Source organism: Paenarthrobacter sp. YAF11_1 (genome assembly GCF_052113445.1).
Taxonomy (GTDB): Bacteria; Actinomycetota; Actinomycetes; order Actinomycetales; family Micrococcaceae; genus Arthrobacter.
In genome coordinates this window covers 262,902-287,704 of sequence record NZ_JBFRDF010000005.1, presented here as the reverse complement: position 1 = coordinate 287,704, position 24,803 = coordinate 262,902, and the positions used below count along the sequence as shown (strand labels likewise).

General features: G+C 56.5%; 20 protein-coding genes. 14 read left to right on the top strand and 6 right to left on the bottom strand.

What is annotated here, in order from left to right:
* Positions 1-238: 238 nt before the first annotated feature.
* The 3 genes from AB4Y77_RS11130 to pdhA are packed head-to-tail and all read right to left on the bottom strand — an operon-like array spanning position 239 to position 4,022.
* The gene (locus AB4Y77_RS11130) at positions 239-1,720 is read right to left on the bottom strand and encodes a dihydrolipoamide acetyltransferase family protein (protein WP_442013964.1); all 1,482 of its coding nucleotides are present in this window, start codon (positions 1,718-1,720) and stop codon (positions 239-241) included.
* A 2-nt stretch (positions 1,721-1,722) separates the two neighbouring features.
* Positions 1,723-2,811, bottom strand: coding sequence for an alpha-ketoacid dehydrogenase subunit beta (locus AB4Y77_RS11125; RefSeq protein ID WP_442013963.1), 1,089 nt, complete (start codon positions 2,809-2,811; stop codon positions 1,723-1,725).
* On the bottom strand, positions 2,808-4,022 hold the full coding sequence (gene pdhA / locus AB4Y77_RS11120; RefSeq protein ID WP_442013962.1) for a pyruvate dehydrogenase (acetyl-transferring) E1 component subunit alpha: 1,215 nt from the start codon (positions 4,020-4,022) through the stop codon (positions 2,808-2,810). Before pdhA ends, AB4Y77_RS11125 begins: the two co-directional genes overlap by 4 nt.
* A gap of 171 nt (positions 4,023-4,193) precedes the next feature.
* Between pdhA and AB4Y77_RS11115 the strand changes: the two genes are divergently transcribed.
* From AB4Y77_RS11115 to AB4Y77_RS11050, 14 genes are all read left to right on the top strand, one after another.
* Positions 4,194-4,658, top strand: a complete 465-nt coding sequence (locus AB4Y77_RS11115) for an Lrp/AsnC family transcriptional regulator (protein ID WP_311213790.1) — start codon at positions 4,194-4,196, stop codon at positions 4,656-4,658.
* 61 nt (positions 4,659-4,719) lie between these two features.
* Positions 4,720-5,292, top strand: a complete 573-nt coding sequence (locus AB4Y77_RS11110; RefSeq protein WP_442013961.1) for a YdcF family protein — start codon at positions 4,720-4,722, stop codon at positions 5,290-5,292.
* A gap of 276 nt (positions 5,293-5,568) precedes the next feature.
* A complete protein-coding gene (locus AB4Y77_RS11105; RefSeq protein WP_442013960.1) occupies positions 5,569-7,146 on the top strand; it encodes a hypothetical protein in 1,578 nt (525 codons plus the stop codon).
* Between the two features lie 591 nt (positions 7,147-7,737).
* Positions 7,738-8,898 (top strand): non-hydrolyzing UDP-N-acetylglucosamine 2-epimerase, encoded by a 1,161-nt coding sequence (wecB, locus tag AB4Y77_RS11100; protein WP_442013973.1) that lies wholly within the window; start codon positions 7,738-7,740, stop codon positions 8,896-8,898.
* 87 nt (positions 8,899-8,985) lie between these two features.
* Positions 8,986-10,173, top strand: coding sequence for a glycosyltransferase (locus tag AB4Y77_RS11095; protein ID WP_442013959.1), 1,188 nt, complete (start codon positions 8,986-8,988; stop codon positions 10,171-10,173).
* 36 nt (positions 10,174-10,209) lie between these two features.
* Positions 10,210-11,280: a GSCFA domain-containing protein gene (locus tag AB4Y77_RS11090; protein ID WP_442013958.1), complete on the top strand. Its 1,071-nt coding sequence runs from the start codon at positions 10,210-10,212 to the stop codon at positions 11,278-11,280.
* Entirely contained in the window at positions 11,277-12,044 is a 768-nt protein-coding gene (locus tag AB4Y77_RS11085; RefSeq protein ID WP_442013957.1) for a hypothetical protein, read from the top strand. The genes AB4Y77_RS11090 and AB4Y77_RS11085 overlap by 4 nt, the downstream gene beginning before the upstream one ends.
* Positions 12,041-12,454, top strand: coding sequence for a hypothetical protein (locus AB4Y77_RS11080; protein ID WP_442013956.1), 414 nt, complete (start codon positions 12,041-12,043; stop codon positions 12,452-12,454). Before AB4Y77_RS11085 ends, AB4Y77_RS11080 begins: the two co-directional genes overlap by 4 nt.
* On the top strand, positions 12,447-14,486 hold the full coding sequence (locus AB4Y77_RS11075; RefSeq protein WP_442013955.1) for a glycosyltransferase family 2 protein: 2,040 nt from the start codon (positions 12,447-12,449) through the stop codon (positions 14,484-14,486). Before AB4Y77_RS11080 ends, AB4Y77_RS11075 begins: the two co-directional genes overlap by 8 nt.
* Positions 14,486-15,145: a hypothetical protein gene (locus AB4Y77_RS11070; protein ID WP_442013954.1), complete on the top strand. Its 660-nt coding sequence runs from the start codon at positions 14,486-14,488 to the stop codon at positions 15,143-15,145. The genes AB4Y77_RS11075 and AB4Y77_RS11070 overlap by 1 nt, the downstream gene beginning before the upstream one ends.
* Positions 15,146-15,301: 156 nt before the next feature.
* Positions 15,302-16,687, top strand: coding sequence for a UDP-glucose dehydrogenase family protein (locus AB4Y77_RS11065; RefSeq protein ID WP_442013953.1), 1,386 nt, complete (start codon positions 15,302-15,304; stop codon positions 16,685-16,687).
* 361 nt (positions 16,688-17,048) lie between these two features.
* Positions 17,049-18,101 (top strand): polysaccharide pyruvyl transferase family protein, encoded by a 1,053-nt coding sequence (locus AB4Y77_RS11060; RefSeq protein ID WP_442013952.1) that lies wholly within the window; start codon positions 17,049-17,051, stop codon positions 18,099-18,101.
* Positions 18,102-18,237: 136 nt separating this feature from the next.
* A complete protein-coding gene (locus tag AB4Y77_RS11055; protein WP_442013951.1) occupies positions 18,238-19,365 on the top strand; it encodes a polysaccharide pyruvyl transferase family protein in 1,128 nt (375 codons plus the stop codon).
* 143 nt (positions 19,366-19,508) lie between these two features.
* Positions 19,509-20,744, top strand: coding sequence for a hypothetical protein (locus AB4Y77_RS11050; RefSeq protein ID WP_442013950.1), 1,236 nt, complete (start codon positions 19,509-19,511; stop codon positions 20,742-20,744).
* Between the two features lie 102 nt (positions 20,745-20,846).
* Here AB4Y77_RS11050 and wecC read toward each other — a convergent pair whose 3' ends face one another.
* The 3 genes from wecC to AB4Y77_RS11035 all read right to left on the bottom strand — a co-directional run bounded on the left by wecC (position 20,847) and on the right by AB4Y77_RS11035 (position 24,760).
* Positions 20,847-22,097, bottom strand: coding sequence for a UDP-N-acetyl-D-mannosamine dehydrogenase (gene wecC / locus AB4Y77_RS11045; protein WP_442013949.1), 1,251 nt, complete (start codon positions 22,095-22,097; stop codon positions 20,847-20,849).
* A 13-nt stretch (positions 22,098-22,110) separates the two neighbouring features.
* On the bottom strand, positions 22,111-23,850 hold the full coding sequence (locus tag AB4Y77_RS11040) for a glycosyltransferase family protein (RefSeq protein WP_442013948.1): 1,740 nt from the start codon (positions 23,848-23,850) through the stop codon (positions 22,111-22,113).
* Between the two features lie 166 nt (positions 23,851-24,016).
* Positions 24,017-24,760, bottom strand: coding sequence for an ABC transporter ATP-binding protein (locus tag AB4Y77_RS11035; protein ID WP_442013947.1), 744 nt, complete (start codon positions 24,758-24,760; stop codon positions 24,017-24,019).
* Positions 24,761-24,803: the final 43 nt, after the last annotated feature.

Genomic DNA, 24,803 nt, shown 5'->3' with positions numbered 1-24,803 from the left:
ACGTCGATGAAGGCAGCACCCACGGCCTCGACGATTTCAGCCGTGATGGACTCACCAACGATCCCTCGGACGTCATACGCCTTAAAGGATGCCGAGAGGTCGAATGTCTTGTTCTGCTCGCTAGTCACGCGCTCAATCCTACTGTGGCACGCGTGATCACCAGATGACCCACATCCATATGAATAGTGACATTAACCACACGCGCGAGGGGTGACGCGTACGCGCGCCACCCCTTGGTCTACATGTCCGCGAGCGCTCCACCCGGGGTCTCGATGGCGTCAGCCACGTACCGCAAGAAGCCGGCCGCGGTTTCGCCGTCGCATACGCGGTGGTCGAAAGCTAGGGTCAGCTCGGTGACCTTGCGGACGGCCAATTCGCCGTTGACCACCCAGGGCTTGTCGATGATGCGGCCCACACCCAGCATGGCCACTTCGGGGTAGTTGATGATCGCAGCCGAGCCGTCCACGCCGAACACGCCGTAGTTGTTCAGCGTGAAAGTGCCGGAGCCAAGTTCGGTGGGGGTCGCCTTGCCGTCACGTGCGACGGCTGTGAGTCGGCGAATCTCGGCGTCCAGTTCGCGGGCACTCATCTCATGGGCGTTCCGCACGGACGGGACCACGAGTCCGCGGTCCGTCTGGGCGGCGAAGCCGAGGTTGATTCCTTCGAACCCGACGATCTCCTGCGAGCCATCCGAAGCAGTTTCGAAGCGCGTGTTCAGGGCCGGATACTTTTTTAACCCAGCCGTGACAAAACGGGCGATGAAGGCCAACAGTCCAGGGGTATCGTGCGGTGCTCGCTTCTTGAGCTCGGCCCGCATCTCCAGCAACGCGGTAGCGTCCACATCCACCCACACGGTCGCTTCCGGAATCTCCGAGCGACTGCGGGTCATGTTTGCGGCTACAGCCTTGCGCACCCCACGAACAGGCGTCCGCGCGGAGATAGACAGACCAGTCCGGCTGTCGACGGCACCCGCCTCAGCAGAAGCGGCAACGGGAGCGGCAACCGGGGCGGAAGCAGAGACAGGAGCAGCAACAGAAGGCACAGAAATAGCAGCCTCCACGTCGCGCCGCATGATCAGCCCACTGGAACCCGAACCCTCAATCGCGTCGAGGGACACACCGTGGTCCCGCGCCATCTTCCGTACCAGCGGCGAGATAACGGCACTGAGCTTCCCAGGAATCCGCGTCCCCGCCACGGAAGGCTCCATCACAGGCTCAGCAACAGGAGCAGGAACAGAGACAGAAGAACCGACGGCGGCACTCGTCTTCCGCGGACGGGTCCGGCCACCCGTCACTCCCCCAGGCGTACCGTACCCAATGAGCACGTTGCCCGAGCCCGCTTTCTCTTCAGTGCGGTAGGTCTCGGCAGCAGCTTCCACAGCGGGCGAAACGTCAAGACCCGAGGAAACCGGTGAAGGATCCACAGAACCAGCCGGAACGGGAGCCGCGGCAGCGGGCGAAGCCGCCACAGAACCAGCGCGGGCGATCGAGATCAGCGGCTTGCCGACGTCGAGCGTTTGGCCCGCTTCGCCGTGCAGCTCTGCAACGGTACCGGCATATGGCGAGGGCACCTCAACCATGGACTTGGCGGTTTCAACCTCGGCGATGGGCTGGTCAACCACAATCTCGTCACCCACGGCAACGAGCCAGTTCACCAGTTCGGCCTCGGTGAGGCCCTCCCCAAGATCGGGCAGTTTGAAGACCTGCATATCTGAGCTCATGGTCAGTCCTCCCATTGAAGGTCGTCGACGGCGTCGAGGATACGGTCGACGCTTGGCAGGTAGTAGTGCTCCAGCTTGGGAGACGGGAACGGGACGTCGAAGCCGGTTACACGGAGGATCGGAGCGGCGAGGTAGTGGAACGCACGTTCCTGGACGCGGGCCACGATCTCGGAGGACACGGACGCGAATCCGTGGGCTTCGGCGATCACGACGGCGCGTCCTGTCTTGCGTACGGACGCACAGACGGTTTCGTCGTCGAAGGGGACGAGGGTGCGGACGTCGATGACTTCCAGGGAGCGTCCTTCCTCTGCAGCGGCAGCGGCGGCGGCCAGGGCAGTGGGGACGGACGGACCGTAAGCGATGAGCGTTGCGTCCGTGCCGGGACGGGCAACGGCTGCGCGGCCCTCGGTGGAGGTACCGGCGTCGTGCTCTGCACGCAGTGCACCCAAGTCCACTTGGTCCTTGGACCAGTAGAGCTTCTTGGGTTCCATGAACATCACGGGGTCATCGGAGTCGATGGCTTCGCGGAGCATGCGGTAGCCATCGGCCACGGTTGCGGGCGTGTAGACCTTGAGGCCGGCGGTGTGCGCGTAATAAGACTCGGAGGAATCGCAGTGGTGCTCCACTCCCCCGATGCCGCCGGCGTATGGAACACGGATGACCATGGGCATTTTAAGCTTGCCCTTGGTGCGGTTGTGCATTTTGGCGACGTGGCTGACGATCTGTTCGAAGGCCGGGTAGGCGAAGGCGTCGAACTGCATTTCGATGACGGGCCGCATGCCGTTGATGGCCATGCCCACAGCCATACCGACGATGCCGGACTCGGCCAGCGGAGTGTCGAAGCAGCGTTGTTCCCCGAATTCGGCCATGAGTCCGTCGGTGATGCGGAAGACGCCGCCCAGCATTCCGACGTCCTCGCCGAAGACCAGAACTGACGGGTCGGCGTGCATGGCGTCCGCCATGGCGGTGTTGAGCGCTTTGGCCATGGTGAGGCTCTGTGGTCCGGTGGCTTCGGCAGTGGCCGCAGCGGAAGCGGCGGCACTGGCGGTGGCTGCGCTGACGTTGCCGTTAACGGTGGTGGTGACGGTCATTTTGCGCTCTCCGTTCCGGTTTCGGCGCTTTCAGCGCGGGCGAGTTCGCTGGCGAGCAGCTCGGACTGTTCTTTCAGCTGCGGGGTGGGCTTGGCGAAGACGTATTTGAAGAGGTCAAGTGGCTGCACCGGGACGTCCTCACCCAGACCTTCGCGCAGCTGGGTTGCGACGGCTTCGGCGTGCTCGGCTATGCGTTCACTGGCGGCATCGTCCAGGAGGCCCTTGTCCGAGAGATAGGACTTCATGCGTGCCAGCGGATCCTTGGCCTGCCATTCGGCAACTTCGCTGTCCGGGCGGTAGCGGGTGGCGTCATCGGCGTTGGTGTGGGCCTGCATGCGGTAGGTGTGGGCCTCGATCAGCAGCGGGCCGGATCCTTCGCGCGCCAGCTTCACGGCGCGGTCCATTACTGCGAGCAGCGCCACGAGGTCGTTGCCGTCAACGCGCTCACCGGCCATGCCATAGCCAACAGCCTTATGAGCCAGGGACGGCGCCACGGACTGGTGGCTGAGCGGCACGGAGATGGCGTACTTGTTGTTCTGCACAAAGAAGATGACAGGCAGGTGGAAGACGGCGGCGAAGTTCAGGGCCTCGTGGAAGTCGCCTTCGCTGGTGGCACCATCACCGCACATCGCCATCACTACCGTGTCTTCACCGCGCAGCTTGGCAGCATGCGCGACGCCGACGGCGTGCAGCAGCTGTGTGGTCAGCGGCGTGCACTGGATGCCGACGTTGTGTTCCTTGGGGTCGTACCCTCCGTGCCAGTCGCCGCGGAAGATGGTCATCACCTCAACGGGGTCCACCCCTCGGGTCATAACGGCGACGGCGTCACGGTAGGTGGGGAACAGCCAGTCACCTTCGCTGAGGCACATGGCAGCTGCAACCTGGCAGGCTTCCTGGCCGTGGCTTGAGGGGTAGACGGCCATACGGCCCTGCCGGACGAGGGCTGAGTTCTGGTCGTTGACGCGACGTCCGACGACTAGCTTCTCGTAAGCGGCCATCAGTTCGGCGTCGCTGGGCGTGGGGTACTCGTGGCCGGGTTCGGTGCCCTGCTCGTCATGGGAGCGGAGGGTGCCGTCCGGGTTCACCATTTGGATCTGGTGCCGGGCGGGGAGCATGTAGTCCTCAACGCTGATGCCGAATTTTGTCCGAACGTCAGCAGCGTGGTCCTCTACAGCCGTTTCCGGCGCAGAGTGGTCTGCATGGATCGTCATTGGTCCGTCCTTCTCTAGCCACTATGTGCTTCCAGTATGTTCCCCAGCGATGTTTCGTATCCAGCTTTCCGCTGAATCATGGAAGCCCTTGCCTAAAGTAGGTATTCTGAAAGACGAATTGTAAGTGTGAGCTGGGTAGCGTGCCCGTGCTGTAGACGAATTGGAGAGCCAGTGAGCGAGGTCGAGGCGGAGCAGACCGCCGTACCGCTGGACAGTGTGGACCGGGACATCATCCGCGAACTGACCACCGACGGGCGCATGTCCATCACGCAGGTGGCCGAGAACGTGCACATCAGCCGCGCCCACGCCTACACAAGGATTGCCCGCCTCACGGGCGAAGGTGTGCTGACCAAGTTCACGGCCCTGGTGGATCCCATCAAAGCCGGCCTTAGGTCCTCGGCCTACGTGACGTTGAAAGTTCAGCAGCACTCGTGGCGCGAACTCAAGGAACAGCTGCGCGCGATCCCCGAGATCCACCACATTGCCCTGGTGGGCGGAGACTTCGACGTCATCCTTTTGGTCCGGGCAACGGACAACATCCACCTCCGGCGTGTGATCTTCGACCAATTGCAGTCCATGGACGGCGTGCAGGATACCCAGACTTTCCTTGTCTTTGAGGATGTTGATACCCGCTAGTGGCCTTGAACGGTCCTTTTGCTGGGAGGGAGCACCCATTTCCGAACCTTAGACTGTCCCCGTGCCCCTCAAAACTGCCTCCGCCACGCGTGTCATGGGCGTTGTTGTGGCGGCGTGCTTCATGGCGGCGCTGCTGTGGCTGACCGCTGCCTTTCAGTTCTTCTATAACCCTCCGCAGGCAACGCCTCACCGCACGGACGCGATCGTGGTGTTGGGCGGCATGAGCAAGGAACGGCTGCCGGTGGCCCAGAAGCTGCAGCAGAAACTGGATATTCCTGTTCTGGTCATCTCGACGACGGGTCTGGCAGGCAATGCTGAGGGCGACGCACTGTGCCAGGAGGAGTCGGGCGATTCTGATCTGGTGTGCTTCCAGCCCTCCCCGCTGAATACGAGGGGTGAGGCTGAAGTTCTTCGCGCCTTGATTGCGGAACATGGTTGGAAGTCCGTGACCGTGGTGACGTCGGATTATCACGTGATGCGCGCCGGCACCCTTATTGGCCAATGCACTTCCGCAGAGGTGCAGATGGTTGGTTCTCAACCGGACCTCTCAGCGGGATCTTGGCTGGACCGGTTCGTCGTGGAAACCGGGGGCTTGATTGATACGTGGATCCGGCCGGAATGCTCGAGTAGATAAAACTGGGTCCAGCGACGTCACCGAGATATGACAAAACATGTAACGCACTATCGGTGACTGTCGACGCCGGGTCAAAACCGTTCAGGCGCTTTGCAAACTCTTTGGGTTGCTTGAAGGTTCTGGTCAAAGTATTGAGTTTTGGGGATGCAGCAAGCCATCCTTTTGCCATAGGTCCAAGGTCTCACCCTACGAGCCCAAGGATCCTCCGTGGCCACTTTCAGAGCAGAGCCGACACCTTTCCCTCCCCGCAGGTCCCGTCACCTTTTAGCCGCCCTTATGGCAGCGACAGTCCTGGTGCTCGGTATTTTGCAGGGGTCCCCTGCCCGAGCTGCAACCCCTCCCGTTTATCCCATCAGCGGCTACTTCATCTACGGCAGCACCAGCGATGCAAACAATCTAAAAAAACTAACAGACATAAAATCTGTCGGCGGCGACACGGTGATCACGTTCGGTTCACTGCTCAAGCCTGCATCGTTGTCCACCATCCCTGCCGGGTGCACGATATCAGGAGTCAACTGTGCAAAAGCAGCTGCTGCCGGGGTCAGCGTAAACCGCTACTTCATCTACTCGGACAACAGCTCATGGGGCTCACCTGCCCTGCTGTGCGCACGTGATAAGACCGTCACCAGTGGCACCACAAAATACACCATACTGCTGCTGCCCACCCAAGGAAGTGGTTGCACCTCCCCTACAAATACCTATGACGTGGTGGTGATAACGGGTGGACCTTCGTCAATCTCCATTTCATTGGGGAAGACGGCCACCAGTCTGGGCATGAAGTACTACGCGGGCCTGCCTTCGCCGGTCAAGAGGACCGACCTAACATATTTGCCGGATCTCTCCTACCAAGCAACGTTTTCGCTTTTCACTGCGCGGTTCCTGCTCTATCAAGCGCAAGTCAACGACGTTCCAGGGCTGGCGGGGTTTTACCACCACACGGAGATGCCCCTCAGCAATGGGGCCGTCTGGGATGCCGTCCTGACGGTGTACGAAATCCAGAATTCGAGGATTGCCCAGTACCAGCCAACTCGGTCAGCTATTGTCAGCCCATACATCGACTCGCGTAGCGCCTTCTCTGGCAGAGTCACAGTTGATCAGGCGCGCCAAGCAGTCGAGAACATTGCCAACACTGCAAATGGGGTGGATCTCGCGATCGCGGTCCAAGACGGCATGGGTACCGGAAAGGGCGCGTCATTCTTCGGAAGTGAATCCGGAAACAGCGTGGATCAGTACGCCGCCGCGATAGTGGGCAGCGGAACATGGGGTGGCAAGTACTTGGCACCAACGCGTGATTACTTCGCAGCCCTGGCTGAAGGTGTGGAGGGTACCGGAGCGGAGCTCTGGGCGAACCTGGAAGGCATGGCACCGGCGACTACGCAGAACCCATGCGACAACAGCCTGCGCGGTCAGACAACGAAATCAAGAATGAACAAGCAACTCCAGCAGTTGGGCAACACCCCTCGGAAGGTCATTTCGTTCATGTGGGATCCATACTTCACATGTACTGGGACGTATGCGCCGATGCTGGAGCGGCTTAAGACCACCAGCACGACTCCCGTGATTACTGACTCAATTTTCTACGGGAACGGTGACGTGTTGGTCACCGGTCAAAACTTGAGCGGTGGGACGGTTCAGGTCAAGTGGACCGATGCTTATGGAAGGGTGTTCGACAAGACCGTAACAGCTACGAGCTACAACGGAACGTACGGGAAGCAATTGGGCATCAATCCACTTCTTGAGTCGGTGACGGCAAAGCTTGGCAGCACCTCCCTGGGCTCGGGCAAGAACTACTTCATCAACGTAACCAACGGTTCGGGAGTGAGGAACGACGCCCTCTATTCTGATCGGGGTTGACGGGCAGCATGGCGGCCATGCACGCACACGTGCCTGGCCGCCTTGCTTCTGCGTTCGCCCGGACACTGCCCGCACCCCTCGAATTGTCAGCTGGCCGGCGCCTCCCAGGAAGTCAGATGTGCCACGCACCGCCCTCAGATGCAAGAATTGGCCGTGGTCCTGAGTCATTCGGACGTATCTGAGGAGTGAGAAATGACTGCTGTCCGCCAGAGGGCGCCCCTTTCGCCCTCTCCGCGCCATATGCGCAAGCGCAGTTTCGGTAGAGACACACCCTCCACTCGCCCTGGGAGTAACTTCCCACCTAAACAGGCGCGCGAAGAGACGGGATTTTCGACACAACCGCCCGCCGCCACGCTGTCGGCACAAACTCGCACCTCCAAACCCAAATTGCGGCCGCGCGAGGCCACCCTCGGCCAGAAACGGCTCGTTGCTCTTACCATTGTGATCCTCGTCTCGCTCACTATCCCACTTCTGGTACTGACCTTGATCTTTTCCGGATGAGACTTAGCTCGGCGTCATACACAATTGATCACCTCGATTGAGCGTGGGGTAGCATCGGCAGGTCAGCCTATGCCGTTCCCGGGGGAAACCATGCCCAGAGTCATGCCAATTTTCGGTACTCGTCCAGAGGCCATCAAAATGGCGCCGATCATCACCGCTTTTCAGGACTCCGGCCACTTCGAATGTGTGGTCACGGTGACAGGTCAGCACCGCGAGATGCTCGACCAAGTTAACGAGCTGTTTGGAATCGTGCCCGACCACGACCTCAATATCCTCCAGCACGGTCAATCTTTGTCTTCCATCATGACGCGAACTATAGACGGCCTGGACAAGCTGTTTGCAGCCAACAAGCCCGATGCAGTCATTGTCCAAGGTGACACGACCACTTCCACGGCCGGCGCCATCGCTGCCTTCTACCACAGCATCCCTGTGGTGCACGTAGAGGCCGGGCTCCGGAGCGGTGACCTGTTCTCGCCGTTCCCTGAAGAAGCAAACCGCAAAATCACGAGCCAGATTGCTAGTCTGCATTTGGCACCGACCAGTACGAGCAAGGCCAATCTTCTTGCCGAAGGCATTTCAGAGGACGACATCGTCGTCACTGGCAATTCCGTGATTGATGCGCTCCTCGCCACTGTGGACAAGCACATTCCATTCGCAGACCCACAGCTCGAAGAACTTACAGCCAGTGGCCGAAGAATCCTCCTCGTAACCACGCACCGCCGCGAAAACCAAGGCGACGCCATGCGAGGCGTAGGACGCGCGTTGGCTCGTATTGCTGAAGCCGAACCGGATTTGCTTATCGTTCTGCCTGTGCACAAGAACCCGGTGGTACGCGAGGCAGTCCTCCCGGCCCTGGAAGGCAAAAACAACGTCATCGTCACTGAACCGTTGGCCTATGGCGAATTTACCCGGATGCTATCCCTTGCCCATTTGGTTTTGACCGACTCCGGTGGAGTGCAGGAAGAGGCTCCAAGCCTGGGCAAGCCCGTTCTTGTAATGCGCGATAACACCGAGCGGCCCGAGGCCGTCTATGCGGGGACCGTCTCTCTCATCGGCACCGATGAGGACAGAATCGTCAAGGAAGTTGACCGACTGCTCAATCAGGAAGAGGTCTTCCAATCGATGGCAAATGCCGTCAACCCCTACGGTGACGGTCGGGCCGCTGAGCGAACCGTCGCCGCAGTACGTCATCTGTTGCGCATTGGACAAAGGTCTCCGGATTTCGTCACTGAGCTCAAGCGCACCCCATAACCCAAAAGGCTAGGTAGGATACGCGCCCCCGAATCCTGCCCACAGCTTCCGTTCGTCGTTCTTCGATCACGTTCCCAGAGGACATTCATGCAACTAAAGCTCAAAGGCTACTTCAAAGAGGAAAACTCGCCCCTAGCGGAAGCCGCGAAAGCCATCGAAATGCTAGAGGCTACGACAGGTTCCAGTCCCCATGTTCTGGGCTATACCCCGGTCGGTCGCACCAACCCGTACCAGGCATTGCTATACCGGGCCGCCGAAGATCAAAATATTGCGACAGTTCCCATCGTCCGGAGCTGGGACTTTGAGAAGCTGTTCGAGTTATCTCCGACAGGCTCTCACATTATTGTCCACATCCACTGGACTTCATTTATCCTAAATGGCATCACGAGCTATGGCACGGCCAAGAAAAAAGTTGCTGATTTTCGCAATGCAATTGCGGAACTAAAGAAGAGAAACGGAAAGATTGTGTGGACCCTTCACAACATCATTCCGCATGACTCACTTTATCCGACACTTGAGATGGAGATCCAACAGCACTTGGCGGAAGAAGCCGACGTTCTGCATGTGCTTTCAGACGCTTCTGCCCAGATGATGTCAGCTGCGCTGGCCATCGATCCAAAGAAACTGGTGAACGTTCCCCACCCTAACTACAGACTGACCTATGAGGACTACGTCACCAGATCAAACGCTCGCCTTGAATTTGGTATCGGACCAAGTGACCGGGTTTATGTACTGCTGGGCGCACTCAAGGCGTACAAGGGACTCGACCGTCTCTTGAAGGCGTTCGACGAGTTCAGCGCGAAAGACCCATCTATTCGCCGGGTGCTGCTCGTGGGGGGGATGGCCGACGAGTCTCCCGAAGTAACGGAATTTGTCAAACAGTGCACCAAGCATCCGAACGTCCTCATTGAGCCAAAAAAAGTTCCGAACCACATGGTACAAAACTACATGCGTGCCGCTGACATAGGGCTTGCACCCTACACGAGAATGCTCAACAGCGGCGCGGTCCTGCTATACCAGTCCTTTGATCTCCCGGTGATTGCTTCCGATGTGCCGGCAATTTGGGAGAACATGACGGATGAAATCGGACAGCGCGTATCAGACAACTCCGTGGAGGGCTTGGTTGAAGCGTTCAACGGCGCCGATCGGTTCTTCGAACGCGATGTCCGGAATGAAGTTCGCCGCTACGCAGACCAGTTCGATGCGACTGAACTATCCAGAGAATTTTCACAACGGGTTTTACGCAAACTCGGTAGTGCAGCGTCAGGGAAATAGTTCAAGAAGCCTTAGAGCATGAAGGAGTGAAACACCATGGTGCAAAGTCGTGAGAGCGTCGGTGAAATCAGAGCTCGATCACCCTATAGAGGCAAGCCCGCTAATTCGTTTTGGCGCGCTGCAGTTTCAGACAACCAGGGCTTGGCGATGTCGGGTCTCTATGAAAAGAAGTTTGAAATTGAGCAGACAGACTCTGTGGCCACCGCCGGAAGTTGCTTCGCTCAGCATATTGCAACCAACCTTCGCAAAAATGGCTACAGCGTCGTCGACACTGAACCGGCGCCGAAGGCAATGACTACGCAGACCGCCGAGCGGTTCGGGTTCGGCGTATACTCGGCGCGCTTTGGAAACATCTACTATGTGCGACAACTCCTCCAGCTAGTCCAGGAGGCTTATGAGGAACGAGAACCCAGCAACTGGATTTGGTCGAAGAGCGACAGGTACTACGATGCCCTACGGCCGTCTGTAGAGCCGTCTGGGCTTACCAATGCTGACGAAGTAAAGGAGCACCGCGAGCAGCATCTAGCCGCCGTGCGTAAGATGCTGAATCAGGCCTCAGTGCTCGTGTATACCTTTGGCCTCACCGAAGGGTGGGTAGACAGGTCGTCAGGAACGGTCTTTCCCACCGCTCCCGGAACCGTGTGCGGCGACTTCAACCCCGACGAATTCACCTTCGAAAATTTCAACTACGCCGATATAGTTTCGGACTTCGAAAAACTTCGCGAACTGATTCAGCGCCATAACCCCAACATCAAGTTTCTGTTGACGGTTTCGCCAGTTGCATTGGCCGCCACAGCCACCGAGGATCATGTAGTGGTAGCGACCACATACTCCAAAGCGGTGCTCCGGGCAGCAGCTGGTGACTTGTCGAAAAGACACGATGACGTTGCTTACTTCCCGTCGTTTGAAATCATTACTGCAAGCCCGGCAAGAGGCATTTATTGGGATGATACCCTCCGGTCGGTTACACCAGACGGCGTTAAGGAAGTTATGCGTCACTTTTTTGCTGCGCATCCTCCTGCCAATATTCCTGCTGATGAAGTAGCGGTCGTCTCGGCCGAGCAGATTCAGTGTGAAGACGTCCTCTTGGAGGTGTTTGGGGAATGAAATATAGTTTCATCGGCGACTCCCATCTTGGACACATTATTCCCGTCTGGAAAACCAGGGCCGCGTCCGGTGACATCACCGAGACGGGGATCCATACTGAACGAACCTACGGAACAGAGTCCCTGAAACTCCTGCTCGACGGGAAAGCTGTCGCTGGATTCGATGACATCAAGTGCGCTTTTGCATCCGAGGTGGAAATATCCAAATACGACATTTTTGTCGTCTTCGGAATGCACTACTCTTTTACCGCTCTGGCTAAGACCTATGCTCAGTATCGAACGTCACGCGATGTTGCCAAAAATGGAGTGTATGTTCTCTCCGACAACGCTTACGCCGCCATGGTTGACGACCTGTTTGAGCTGTCTAAGGCAAAGCGGGTTATCGATGGTCTTCGGCAACACACGGATAAGCCGATTTTCTATGCGCAGCAGCCTATGCCGCTCGAGTGGGTAGGAACTCGACCTGAGTCCTCCCTGAAGTTCTTCCGTGAGTTGATTGGATCCAAGGATCTGGATCGTCTCCACGCGATTTACGAAGGAAAACTTCAGGATCTCGAACGCGAAGGTGTCGGCGTTCTTCGCCAGCCGCGGCAGACTATATCGTCTAATGGCTTGACTCGCAGTGAGTTTGGGCATTTCAAGCTTGAAAGCATTGATCCCAACGACAGTAAACCCAAACTGGATTTCGTGCACATGAATTCTTCCTATGGCGAATTGGTAGCCGAGGATATCTTGAACGTGAACAAAGCAAATGAGGAAATATGATTTTGGCCACTGCGCCTTCCGCGCTCAATTTTAGATGGACCTTCCCAACGCCAGTCCGGTCCATAGAGTTTGTATTTGATCTTCGTGTTCCCGTCAATGAGAAATCCCTCGTTGCACTGGTGAAGGCACCTGAAAAGTCTGCAGTCATGTCCGAGACCTGGGGGTTTTCGAATCAGTTACAGGGACATTACAAATATGTAGCCACGGCAGAGGCCGGGGCCATCGCCCTGCCCAAGCTCACTTTGAGTGACTTCGTCTCGGAACTTGATTTGCAGGTTGTTCCGTGGGGGACGAGGGATCTGCCTCCGGCCAGTGCGATCACGAGCGTTTGGGCTATCGCCGACTCCGCCGATGGCAGCACTGACGAACTCAACATCATTGCGAAGGGAAGGTTGACCTCGAATGTCTGAGACCACGTCTGATGTCGTTGGTGCTTTGGTTGTGGCTGAACATGATTCTGATTCAGCGGCCGTGGAGCGAACGATACGATCACTCCAATCCGCAGGCGTCGCAACAGCAGTATTGAAGGCCGCACCAGGCATGGGTGCCGACAGTGACACTCTGACATATGATCCTGCCGCAACTTCAGTTGCTTCCGCTGTCAACACCGCCCTCGGCGCGATAACGCAGCCCTTGATCTTGATTGTCGCCGCCGGGGCCGTCATTCCAACAGCTACGACGCGTGCCTTGGAAGAGTCGTACGAAGCGACGCCGTCTGCGATGATTCGTATTCCGCACCGCATCGTACGGCCCATTGCCCCACTGGACGACAATGACATCGACGCAATGACCCAGGGGCTGGGAACAGCTCGAACGGACAGTGTCCTGGCACCTGCACGCTCATCCCTGTCGGCGGTTGCCGTACCGCGGACTCTCCTCCACACACTGCGTGGTTTGAAGCCCACCTATGTTGAGTTGCAATCCGCCTTGCAGGACTTCCTCCGGCGTGGCAAGCAGTTTGGCTACGTGGAGACATGGGCCAGCTCCGAGAATGGACTTTTTACATTTACAGTCCGCATGCACTCGAAGATGGCCGCGACTGGAAAAGTTGAAGAATTTGGCCCCCACTCGGCGGACATGTTCGGTGATCTTTTGGGGTGGCGCTCGTCCTCATCAGTCGACGGACCGCTGGTCTCTATCGTCATTTCCACGTATAACCGTGCCGACTATCTCGATGATTGCCTTAACTCAATCCTTGCCCAGTCCCTGCAAGATTTTGAGGTGATTTTGGTTGATGACGGAAGCACAGACCATACTCGCGATGTCATCACTTCCTTTGCCGACTCGCGGATCCGGTATTTTGCACGTGAGAATCACGGAATTTCCGCATCTAGGAATTTCGGCGCCGATAAGGCCCGAGGTGCATTTATAGCCGTACATGACGACGATGACATCATGCTCCCGTGGCGGTTGGAGCGTCAGCTCGAATCGCTTGAACCGGGAGATCACGGAAGCTTCGGCGTGTCGGTCCATTTTGATAACTCTACGGGCGAAGTGCACCGGTTGGTTCACCGGTTGTTCAACATGCAGACTGCTCTTCGTTATGGCAACAACCCCACGCATCCCACTTGGCTGATCCGGGCCGATATCTTCAAGAAGTTCCGATACGACGAGACCCTAAAAAGTGGCGTAGACAACAATATCGCTCTCAGAATGGTCCGTTCGGGAGTCAAGATGAAGCACACCGGAGAGAACCTCATTCTGCGTCGCCTGCATAGCGGGCAGATCACAAGAAGTGCTGGCGAAATTCAGCGTGCTTCTGCCAAGATGTCACAAAGAATGTTGAAATTTGCCAATGGCGTCGCTGGGGACCCGACCAAGGTAGTTGCGTCTGAGGAATGGCTGTCAGACATGGCAGGAAAGGCCTTCGAGGCTTCGGTCCGACCCTACCTGCCTGACCACCTCGTCATCAGAAGTGTGACGTCGAACGTGCTTCCGGAAAGAGCACAATCTGCGTACGGCACGTCCCGGAATGGCTCAGTTTCACGCAGCGCCTGGGAAGGAATTTTGCCCCGCACAAACGTCATAGCGTCAGTAACCTGGCCGGAGTTGGCAGCCCTGCGGGCAAACGGCGCAGACTTCTCGGCTTATGAAGACAGCGAGTCTTCAGCACAGCAGATCCTTTGGGACGCAGTGTCTGACCATGTAAGCCGTACCGTGCCTAACTTCGCGGTGGTTCACACAAACGACGGTCTCGGACACCCCGCGGATGCTGTATCCGATCAACAACCATCAGGCCTTATCCTCGGCACTGCCGATTCGCAAACATCCCGCGAGTACGTGATTCTGGACCATGAGGACTTAGGCGCCGGAGTCCGACGAATCAATGCAAGAGACGAGTTCCAACTTGATGCAGATAGCCAATCCTTCTTGGTTGCCAAGTCATCCCGTGATATTGCAAAGCAATTGTGTAATGCACTTCGAACCAGTGAGGAATTCTAATGAAGGTTCAATGGACTAGAAACGATTTCGGCAGGTCGGGTATTTTGGCCGTTGCTGAGGAAGGTGACACACAGCCGCCGATCGAGACTTTCTATGTTGATTACCTCATCGAAACGGTCGACCAAGATCGCATTGCCGTTGCCGCTGCACTAGTCTTCGGCCCATATGTTGACAGTCGATTGGTCTTCGAGAATCCTGTTTCGTCTGGTGTTGCACGCGCTATCGAAAACCTTTGCGCGAACAAGGCAGTGCGGGTTGAACCAGTAAGTTACAGCGAGAACCATTCCCCGCATGGTGATTCTGTCCTGCACGTCAACTCTCACCACCGCGATTCAAATTTCACCAATCACGTGGGGCAGCAGCGGCAGGTCCGCGTTTCGTTCCAGCCCACTGATCGTAGCTCCGGCGGGCTTTTGACCATGGATAGCTTGGACGTCGCGTGCAATTCATGGCTGCATGCAGAGTTACGCCCGGACGTCCATGGCGATGTGTTTTGCACACTGGCCGGAGGTGTTCTGTTGTCAGCCGACCTGAGCGCCGCTGGTGTGGCAATTTGCGATACCTCGACTGACGACTCACTGCCAGCCTATTCTCAGGCCTCACGCTTGCTGGAATCAGCCGGGCTGTCGTTGATTCTCACGGACTGTGGAGCGCACTAGCGCCTGTATGGACGAGGGGTCAGTAATCGCCCCTCGTCCTGATCGGCATAGCGAACGCACGCTCATCTTCGGAACTGGTCGCTTCAGCTTGTCGGCGGCCGTACGGGCTGGAGCCCAACTTCAGCCATCAACTTTTTTTAAGACTCAATCTCGGCAATGGAAATCGTTGCCGTCATCCCGCAGGAAGGTATCATGCCACTTCGAATCACTGTAATCGGGACCGGCTATCTTGGAGCCACACACGCAGCATGCATGGCAGAACTCGGCTTCGAAGTTCTGGGACTCGACGCTGATCCGAAGAAGGTCGAGCAACTGAGTGCGGGCATTCTCCCCTTTCACGAACCAGGCCTGCCCGAGCTGCTAAGGGAGCACACGTCGAGCGGTCGGCTCCGGTTTACCACTTCTTACGAAGAGGCCGGCGCTTGGGGGGATGTTCACTTCATAGCAGTGGGCACACCCCAGAAGGCAGGAGACCACGCAGCCGACATGACCTACGTGGACAACGCGACGCTCTCACTGGCACGGTGCATTACCAAAGATGCACTTATCGTGGGAAAATCAACCGTGCCCGTCGGAACTGCCCGTCGACTTCGCGAACTTGTCGCCCAGGTCAATCCGGACGTTAGCATTGACCTTTTGTGGAATCCTGAGTTTCTGCGCGAGGGCTTCGCCGTAAAAGACACACTCACGCCGGACCGCTTGGTCGTGGGCGGAGGCACACCGGAAGCCGTCGCCGTGCTTCGCGAGGTCTATGCGTCTGCCTTGGCTTCAGATACTCCATTCATTGTGACGGACTTGGAGACCGCGGAGCTTGTAAAAGTGGCCGCTAATGCATTCTTGGCAACCAAGATCTCCTTCATCAATGCGTTTGCTGAAGTCACCGAGCATGTTGGCGGTGATATCCGAACACTTGCCGACGCCATCGGTCTCGACAAGCGCATAGGTCGCAGGTTCCTCAATGCCGGCGTTGGCTTTGGAGGCGGCTGTTTGCCGAAGGACATCCGAGCCCTGCAAGCCCGCGTAAGCGAGCTTGGACTGGACAGAACGATGCGGTTCCTTTCAGAAGTCGATGAAATCAACCTTCGACGTCGCGAACGTGTCGTTCACTTGGCGACCGAGATCCTCCACGAGCTTGACGGACGTAAGATCACGGTTCTCGGGGTGGCCTTCAAACCCAACAGCGACGACGTTCGCGATTCCCCAGCACTGGATGTCGCGGCCCAACTCTTCAACGCAGGAGCGGATGTCTCGATTTACGACCCCGAAGCCATGAACAACGCTCGCCTGCGTTTTCCCAGACTGAACTACGCCGAGTCACTCGATGAAGCTCTCGACGGGAGCCACCTGACGATCCTCCTCACAGAGTGGCAGGAATTTGTACAGTTGAAGCCCAGCCATTTAGAGCACCTGGTGGAATCGAAGGCACTAATCGACGGTCGAAATGTTTTGGACCACGATGAGTGGATCGAGTCCGGTTGGCACTTCGAGTCACTCGGCCGAAGGTCCGAGCTCGTTCTTACCGAAGCTGGGTCAGGAAGCTAAGGCTGTCGAGTACGGTCGATGCCGTGCATCAATACTCACAGCGATCGTGGGTGTTGATGGACGGCATCGGCAAAGCTCCATCCGCCTGTCCACGGGGAGGAGTTACCAAATTAGTTGTCAACTGGTGGCCCCGCCTATAGTTATCGACAGGTGGTGAGCTGTTTCACGCATGCTTATCCTGCGTGTCAAAGCGGACAGGAAGTACCGATGGTGGCTTGAAGCCTTCGGCCTGAGAGCGGACCAGCGTGTGTTCGATGTATAGTCCACGCCGACATGGCACACGGGGATTCCGCTCCATTTCAGCACCAAAGCAATTTGAACCCGCCACTTCCATGCGAGGGCGGTTCCTAGGAGGAAAAACATGGTTACAAGCAGCCCTTCTACGGCTACAAGGAAGCGGCCCACTCTGGGCATCGCTGGATTTTTTGGTCACGGAAATTACGGTGACGAACTTTTCCTCAGTGTTTTCGAAGAATACTTCGGCGACGACTACAATTTGAAGGTTCTACCGGATCTTCCGGCAAAGCCTTACTTCTCACGCCCTATTGCCGAAATGGTTAAGGAAGTCGACGGCATCCTCTTGGGTGGCGGAGACCTCGTGCGCCCTTGGGGAACCGATGAGCGCTACTTCCACAAGGAATATCTAACTAAGCCTGTATTTGCCCTCGGGCTGGGCGTACCGATTCGAGTTGGTTCTCCCAACGAGGCTGAGAAGCCCCACATTGCCAAACGCTATGCTGCCTTTTTCAACCACCCCAACATGAAGTTTGTTGGAGTGCGCGATGAGGACTCCCGTCGCTGGATGGAGAATCACGTTGCTCCAGCAACAGCTCCCCTTGTCGCTGCACCGGATATTGTGTGTGCACTCACTCTGCCTGAGGTCACACGCGACCCAGAAGCCAAGATCCTGGGTATCGTTACGAGGCAGAGGCCCGACAGGGACGTTCCGGATGACTACACACAGCTTGAGAATTTGGCTAAGGAACTGCAGTCACGAGGCTGGACAATCCGTCACCTGATACTGGGAACCGGCATTGTCGGTTGGCGCGACATCGTCAATGCACAGGACCTGGATGTGCCTGGAAAAGAAATTGTCTACAGCCAAGACTTGGACGAGCTGTCCCGAGCCATCGGTGAATGCACCACACTCGCAAGCATGAAGTTCCACGGCAGCGTTGTTGCCACCATGTACGGGGTGCCCTCCATCGTCATGATTCCCACGAGTAAGAACCGAAGCTTTATGCGCCGGATCGGTCGGGAAGACCTTCTCTCGAAGTTCGATGCAAAAGACCACCTTGAACGCTTCGAACCCCGCCCTGCAGACATCGCCACTGAAGACGTCGCCATGCTGCGAAAGCAGGCTACGGACCTCCTTCTCCAGGTACAGTCCGCTGTGAAGGAAGCAATCAACTGATCAAATGGAGTGCTCCAGGCTCGCAAGGTATGCCTGGAGCATTCCGTCTTCCTCGGAAGCACCTCCGGTCACCGCGACAATTTTTGAACCGGCGCCGTCAGCTAATGTCATCGTTGGAAGATTAAGGATAGGTCGCGTGGAATCTAAGGAAGACCGGGAACAAGACCATACTGAGGAAGTCCTCGGGAGGTCAGTCGTTCGTTGGAATCCCTTAAGGGCCCTACCCGATGGGTCCTCGGCTAGGGTGGACAACTTTGGGGACCTCTTAGGCCCACTGATTGCTCAACGCATCTTATGGCTTAACAACATAAACTCCGGTCTTGCTGACAGCAGAAGATTGCTGACCGTTGGCTCTATCCTCCATTTCGCTCTTCCCGACGACGTCGTCTGGGGCAGTGGCATCAATGGCAAGGTTCCTGGCCGCAAGGTCGGCTCGACCAAATTGGATGTGCGCTTGCTCCGCGGACCGCGAAGTAAGTCGCATCTCCACAACATGGGCACCAGCGCACCTCATCTGTTCGGTGACCCGGCCCTTCTCATTCCAACTCTCTTCCCGGAGGTCCGGGGATGGACGGACGTGAAGACGCGGGACGTCTTGGTAGTTCCCAATCTGAACGACAAACTCCTCTTCGACGACGAACTTCCCATGGTTAGCCCCCGCAATGAAATCTGGCTGGTTGTGCGAGCCATAGCACAAAGCAAATTCGTTGTGGCCTCTTCACTCCACGCGCTCATACTTGCCGACGCCCTTGGCATTCCTAACCGGGCGGTAAAACCGGAAGCTGAGCACCACACGAAGTACATGGACTACTACGAAGGCACAGGAAGAACCCGCGTGCAGTTAGCGCGAAATTACAGTGAAGCCTTGGATCTCGGGCCAACCGCCAGAGGGACCTACGACATAGAAGGCATATACAACTCATTCCCGCTTGATTTGTGGCGTCCGGATGCTCAGAAGAACCACCCTCACACTGCTGTGCCTCCCGTAGATGAGTGGAAAGATATCGACAACAATATCTCTGACTGGGAATCCTACAGCGGCAACCCCTCGGACGATGTGCTGCCGGCGCTCCTGCGACGGTGCTTAAGACCCGTGAGGGATGATGGCAGCGGCAACATAGAGAAGCCAAGGCAACAAGCTCTCGCACTGATTGAACGGCTCCCTCATCAGTCTCTCACCCCCAGACTTGGTCCCGAGGAAAAAGCCCTGCTTCAGGACCTAACATCAGCCAAGGAAACCCAACAGGCAATCCGAAGTGAGTGACTAAAGCTCTACACAATTTGTGGATGTCTCCATGTGTGAAACGCCGTAGATTCAGGACCGTAAGGCAGATAGGTTGTCTCCTCCCCGGTGCCAATCGCTCAAACTGACTCCTCAATCGAGTCTCATCGTGGCAGACTCGAAATATGAAGATACGTGAAATGATTCTGGGAACATGTATCGCGGTGTCCTCCGTAGTCTGCTTTGGACTGCCACCCGCCTATGCTGCCACAGCTCCGGATTACACCGGAGTTGGCTCAAGTTCTATCGCCGTACCGACGAGCGGAGCCCGCGCCATATACGTGGATGACCAAGGCTCCGACGTCTGGGGGATGAAGGTCTCTTGGGGATATAAAGAATATAACCGCATTTCGTGTTTAGACAGTGGAAAGCTGCCTGTAAACGACCCCACGTGCCCTGAGCCTTCAATTGACCGGCCACTGCGAACTGTTCAAGGAGCTGTCAAGGTTGCCAAACCTGGTGATGTAATCATTGTCAGGGCTGGGACGTATGACGAAAAAGTTGGTTGGTCAGCACGCCCGGGAAGGTCAGACGCGCCAATACGCTTGCAGTCCTATCCTAATGAAACAGTCAGCTTGAACGGGTACCTGAAGTTGTCGGGGGGTGACTACTGGACCGTTCAGGGAATCAAGTTTGGCTACAGCGCAACTAACACGACTGGGCAGGCTATCGTTAGTTTCTTCGGCGGTACGGGGTGGTCATTCATCAACAATGAAATAGCCGGGACACACGGCGTCGCCAATCTCCACGTCCGAGACCAAACACCGACGTCAACAACAATCGAGAGCAAAACGGCTGCCGCACCACACAAGTACTTGATCGGCGCCAACTGCATCCGACAGGCTGCCAAGAGTGGCACACCCGGCGAGATGCATAATATCTATCTCATGCCAACGATCTACTCCAGTGACGGGACAATTGAGAATAACCTCATTGGTGATTCACCCTTGGGTGCTGGCATCAAGGCATCAGGAAGCCAGGATCCCACCGGCGCGCCGAGGGGGGTCATCATAAAGAACAACACCATCCTCTATGGGGCTTCCGGGATTGTAATAGGCCAGCAAGCTGAAGGAGTGGAGACGATTGGAAACCTCATCGCCAAAGGAACTGGCTCCGGACCGTATGACGGGGGCGTAAAGACCTATGATCTTGTTGCAGCGAACAAGAACTCCGTAAAAGATTCTCTTATTCAGGGATACAAGTACCCTATTCGCCAACCCTGGCAGGCCGCCACGACCCTCTATGAGCGCCGCAACGTAACTCCTGCGGACGTGTCCCTGACCGGTTCGCTCGATAACTGCTCTATTAAGGCAAGCAACACGACAATTAGAGCCACCTATGGGCATTTCTCCACTAAGTAGCTAAATGCGAGTCGCGCTAACAAGATGACCCATGAGAGTAGATTTCTCCACTCTCACGGGCCTTCGTCTGGGTACTTCCCATTGAGACAGCGAGCTAGGTCACTATGCTGTGAAGAGTCCCCTAGTGTCTATGACTGTCTTTCCACCCAGCTGGTCGGCAAGCTGTTTGAAGGGGTCGTGGTCGACAAGGAGGGCCACAACCGAAGACCGGGCCAGAGCAGTTTCAGCATCGACCAGCTGAAGGTTCTGCTGACCCAGAAGCGCTTTCGGCAACGTCTCAACGTGGGGTTCGACGATGTTGATTCTGCGGTCCTTCAGCCGGACGGAAAGTGACTGTGCAATTTCGACTGCAGGGGACTCGCGCAAGTCATCGATGTTGGCTTTGAATGCCAGGCCGAACACGGCCACGTCTTGATCCAAGGGCAGCGCGGAAACAGCGCTGACCACTTTGTCCACGACCCATGCGGGCTTGGAATCGTTGACTTCTCGCGCAGCCTTAATCAGTTGGGCTTCACGCGGAGCTGCCGAGACGATGAACCACGGATCGACTGCAATGCAGTGCCCGCCGACGCCGGGACCCGGGTTTAGGATATTGACGCGCGGATGATGGTTCGCTAGGCGGATCAGTTCCCAGACATCGACACCAAGTTTATCGCTGATGACCGACAGCTCGTTTGCGAAGGCGATATTGACGTCCCTGTAGGAATTCTCTACGAGTTTGGCCATCTCCGCCGTAACATCATCAGTTACGAGAATTTCTCCCTTACAGAATGACGCGTAGAGTTCCTTGGCAAGTGACGCGGCCTCCGAGGTAATACCACCCACAATGCGGTCGTTTGTAACAAGTTCAATCATCACGCGTCCAGGTAGAACCCGTTCGGGGCAATGTGCAACGTGAATGACTGGGCCACGACTAGCCCCATCGAGCGAAAATTCGGGACGAAGAGCCAGAAGATAGTTGGCTAGATGGCGGGTTGCTCCTGGAGGCGAAGTCGATTCCAGAATGATGAGCTCTCCACCTTGCAGTTGTGGAGCGATCCCCCGCGCCGCAGCCTCAATGTAAGTTAGGTCAGCAGATCGGTCAGCTTTGAAGGGTGTAGGAACGGCAACAATATATGCCTGCGCCGGCGGGGTGTCGACGGTCGCTTTCAGGTGCCCTTGGCTTACAGCGCCGGCGACGTGGATGCCCAAATCAGGTTCAACGAACGGAACTTCACCGCGGTTGACCGCGTCAACAGTCTCCTGGTTTACGTCCACGCCAACCACGTCGAATCCGTTAGTGGCAAGTATGGCGGCTGTAGGTAGGCCGATATAGCCCAAACCGACGACCGCTACGGTCTCAATGGATGGCAATCTCTTAGCCCTTTCAAACGGTAATGTGTTCTTTGGGATCTCCAAAGAACTTTATTTCGCCAGACGCTGCCAGTTCCTCATCCGTAAGGTTCCAAGTGTGTCCTTCGCTCCGACGCATCTGGCAGAAGTTGAACCTATCGGCAGCATATATAGTGCCACCGCTTTGAGTGACAGCCTTGAGGAAAGCTGTGTCCTCACCCCGATTTACGGGTTCGAAGGGGTGTCTTTCAAAAACATCGCGTCGGGCGGTGATTGTGGGTCCCATGACGAGTCGGCTGATCCGGTGTTCCATGTGAGGCATCCTCAGCACTGTCGATCCGTTGGAAACGAAGTGCATATGGTGTGCAAGCTTCCCCACTACATCTGCTTGTGAGTAGTCCAATGCGTGCAGAAGATCTGCCAAATAGTTCGGACCGTAATAGTCATCATCATCCATCTTGGTCAGGACTTCCCCAGTAGCGGCCTGCACACAGATATTCAGGCAATCTCCCAAAGTGAGTTCCCGAGCAGCTGACAAGACCTTGAATCTTTGGACGCCGTGCTTCGCAGCCAGTTCATCCGCTGCCTCGTCATCCAGCTCAAAGCCATGAGTCAAAAGGACAAGCTCTATGTCAACACCAATTTGACCGCCGACACTTGCGAACACGTGGTCCAGTTGATGCGGCCGGATCGTAGGCACCAAGGCACTGACGAACGGCAAGGTCACGGCCTTACTCTGTTCCGGTAGCACCGACGCTACTATGACCTCAGCCCGGTGGGCGTATGTATTCTCGGCCCAGACACGCCGCTGACCCCTGTGGACGACTCTGTCATTCAACTCAGGGCTTCGAGCCAGCATGCGGATTTGATGTTCGCCCTGTTCCCTGGAATCAGCAACGAACACTTCATCGGGTGCGAAGAATCTACCTATTGCCTCACTTGGAGTAGAAACAACTGGCGTACCCGACGCCGTAATCTCAAATATTCGACGCGCACACATGCTCGGAGAATCTACGACAGAATTCACATTGAGGAAAACTTTGTAGGCTCGATAGGCAGTGAGCATCTGACCGTAGTCGAGACTACCTACTACATTTTCGCTGAATGGCACGGGAAATTGATAGTTGGAGTCACCTCCAAGCTGCCTCGAGAATATATCTAGACGCGGACCTGAATTTGTTCCTGCGTCCCTAGCAGCACTCAGGAGGACATCCATCTGCTGTCGACGTTCTGGATATTTATGAGCAAAATACATACCCGCAAAGGCCACCCCACGGGAATGACGTCCCTGGCCGGTCCGCATAGGATTGTGGATCGCAGGCTGGGCAGCAAAAGCGAGGGCTGCGACCCTGTTGTGGCCTAGATCGGCGACATATGAAGAGATTCTGTCCGAGTCGCTCGTGAAGACCATGTCAAACTCTCCAGCCGCTGGGAGAAAGTCATCATAATGCGGTGGATCCTCTTTGTTCCAGAACACAGTAGGTATGGACCGAGACTTGCACCAAGCCATGAGGTCCAGAAATTCCTCCTTGGGCCCGGATGTACCCATCAGTTGGAACTTCCATGAACCCCCGTTCCCGTTCCACGCCGACTCCACAAACAAGAAGTCGATTGGTTTTTCCTCCAACTGCGACCGCCACTGATCCTTGCGCAGATGCACGAGGTTCCATTCAAAGGAAAATGCCGCAGCAGAAAAATCATCCAGTATGACTCCAACTGTGAGGTCGGATCTTCTGGGAAGTCGGTCGGGCACACGGTGGGGCGCGAAAGTCACGGAACCATTGCTACCATTCAACTGATTCACTTTGGCAACGGGCGACACCCCTCCACGGCTTATCCTGCGTTCGGTCCTCAGTCGCCTCCGCCATTCGCTTAGTTGGCTGAAACCGCCCTGCCGAAAATGCCATGCTGCCCGTCGCAGGTCTGAAATAACCGGCATGTCAGCGTCCTTCCGTTCGTCGCCCGCTGGCTCGCTCCAGGATTTCTGTTGCCACGAGATTTGCTCGAGCCTCATCCCTAATGCGGGCCGCGCTGAAGTTGTTGCCTCGCGATAGATTCGTCGAGAACTCTTGGTACAGCCGCGTTGTCTCGTCAGGTGAACCGTCCATGATGAGTTCACCTTTGTCCAACCAGATGACTCTGCTGCACATGGTGCGGATGGTTTCCAAACTATGGCTGACTATGAACACGCAGCCAGCCTGCTCCCTCAACTCGTCCATGCGGGCCTTGCTTCTGTTGCTGAACTGGGCATCGCCAGTATTCAATGCCTCGTCAACCAAGAGTATTTCTGGATTGACAGCTGCCGCGATGGCGAATCTCAGCCGCGATGCCATGCCCGATGAGTACGACTTCATTGGTAGGTATATAGCCGATTCAAGACCGGAAAGTTCTACAATGCTGTCAAACTGCGCGTCAATCTGTTTTATGTCCATGCCCATTGCCAAGCATCCGAGCACAACGTTCTGATCTCCTGAGAGCTCTGGAACGAGCGCAGCGTTGACACCAAGTAGCACCGGCGTGCTCGACGCATATATGGCGCCATCCGTGGGAGCAGCCTGCCCACTGATAAGTTTCATTATCGTGCTTTTACCTGAGCCATTCCGGCCAATGATGCCGACCGACTCTCCTCGCTCCACGATCAAGGAAATTTCCTTCAGAGCGTTAACGGCTACCAGATTCTGCATTCTAAAGAGTCGACGCAGCCTGCCCTTCAAGCCTCTTCGAGAG

Excerpts from the sequence above, each read along its gene's own strand:
- AB4Y77_RS11060 (WP_442013952.1), top strand. The coding sequence starts at position 17,049 with ATGGTTACAAGCAGCCCTTCTACGGCTACAAGGAAGCGGCCCACTCTG.
- AB4Y77_RS11095 (WP_442013959.1), top strand. The coding sequence starts at position 8,986 with ATGCAACTAAAGCTCAAAGGCTACTTCAAAGAGGAAAACTCGCCCCTA.
- AB4Y77_RS11090 (WP_442013958.1), top strand. The coding sequence starts at position 10,210 with ATGGTGCAAAGTCGTGAGAGCGTCGGTGAAATCAGAGCTCGATCACCC.
- AB4Y77_RS11070 (WP_442013954.1), top strand. The coding sequence starts at position 14,486 with ATGAAGGTTCAATGGACTAGAAACGATTTCGGCAGGTCGGGTATTTTG.
- wecB (WP_442013973.1), top strand. The coding sequence starts at position 7,738 with ATGCCCAGAGTCATGCCAATTTTCGGTACTCGTCCAGAGGCCATCAAA.
- AB4Y77_RS11075 (WP_442013955.1), top strand. The coding sequence starts at position 12,447 with ATGTCTGAGACCACGTCTGATGTCGTTGGTGCTTTGGTTGTGGCTGAA.
- AB4Y77_RS11130 (WP_442013964.1), bottom strand. The coding sequence starts at position 1,720 with ATGAGCTCAGATATGCAGGTCTTCAAACTGCCCGATCTTGGGGAGGGC.
- AB4Y77_RS11125 (WP_442013963.1), bottom strand. The coding sequence starts at position 2,811 with ATGACCGTCACCACCACCGTTAACGGCAACGTCAGCGCAGCCACCGCC.
- AB4Y77_RS11035 (WP_442013947.1), bottom strand. The coding sequence starts at position 24,760 with ATGCAGAATCTGGTAGCCGTTAACGCTCTGAAGGAAATTTCCTTGATC.
- AB4Y77_RS11085 (WP_442013957.1), top strand. The coding sequence starts at position 11,277 with ATGAAATATAGTTTCATCGGCGACTCCCATCTTGGACACATTATTCCC.
- AB4Y77_RS11050 (WP_442013950.1), top strand. The coding sequence starts at position 19,509 with ATGAAGATACGTGAAATGATTCTGGGAACATGTATCGCGGTGTCCTCC.
- pdhA (WP_442013962.1), bottom strand. The coding sequence starts at position 4,022 with ATGACGATCCATGCAGACCACTCTGCGCCGGAAACGGCTGTAGAGGAC.
- AB4Y77_RS11105 (WP_442013960.1), top strand. The coding sequence starts at position 5,569 with ATGGCAGCGACAGTCCTGGTGCTCGGTATTTTGCAGGGGTCCCCTGCC.
- AB4Y77_RS11065 (WP_442013953.1), top strand. The coding sequence starts at position 15,302 with ATGGAAATCGTTGCCGTCATCCCGCAGGAAGGTATCATGCCACTTCGA.
- AB4Y77_RS11080 (WP_442013956.1), top strand. The coding sequence starts at position 12,041 with ATGATTTTGGCCACTGCGCCTTCCGCGCTCAATTTTAGATGGACCTTC.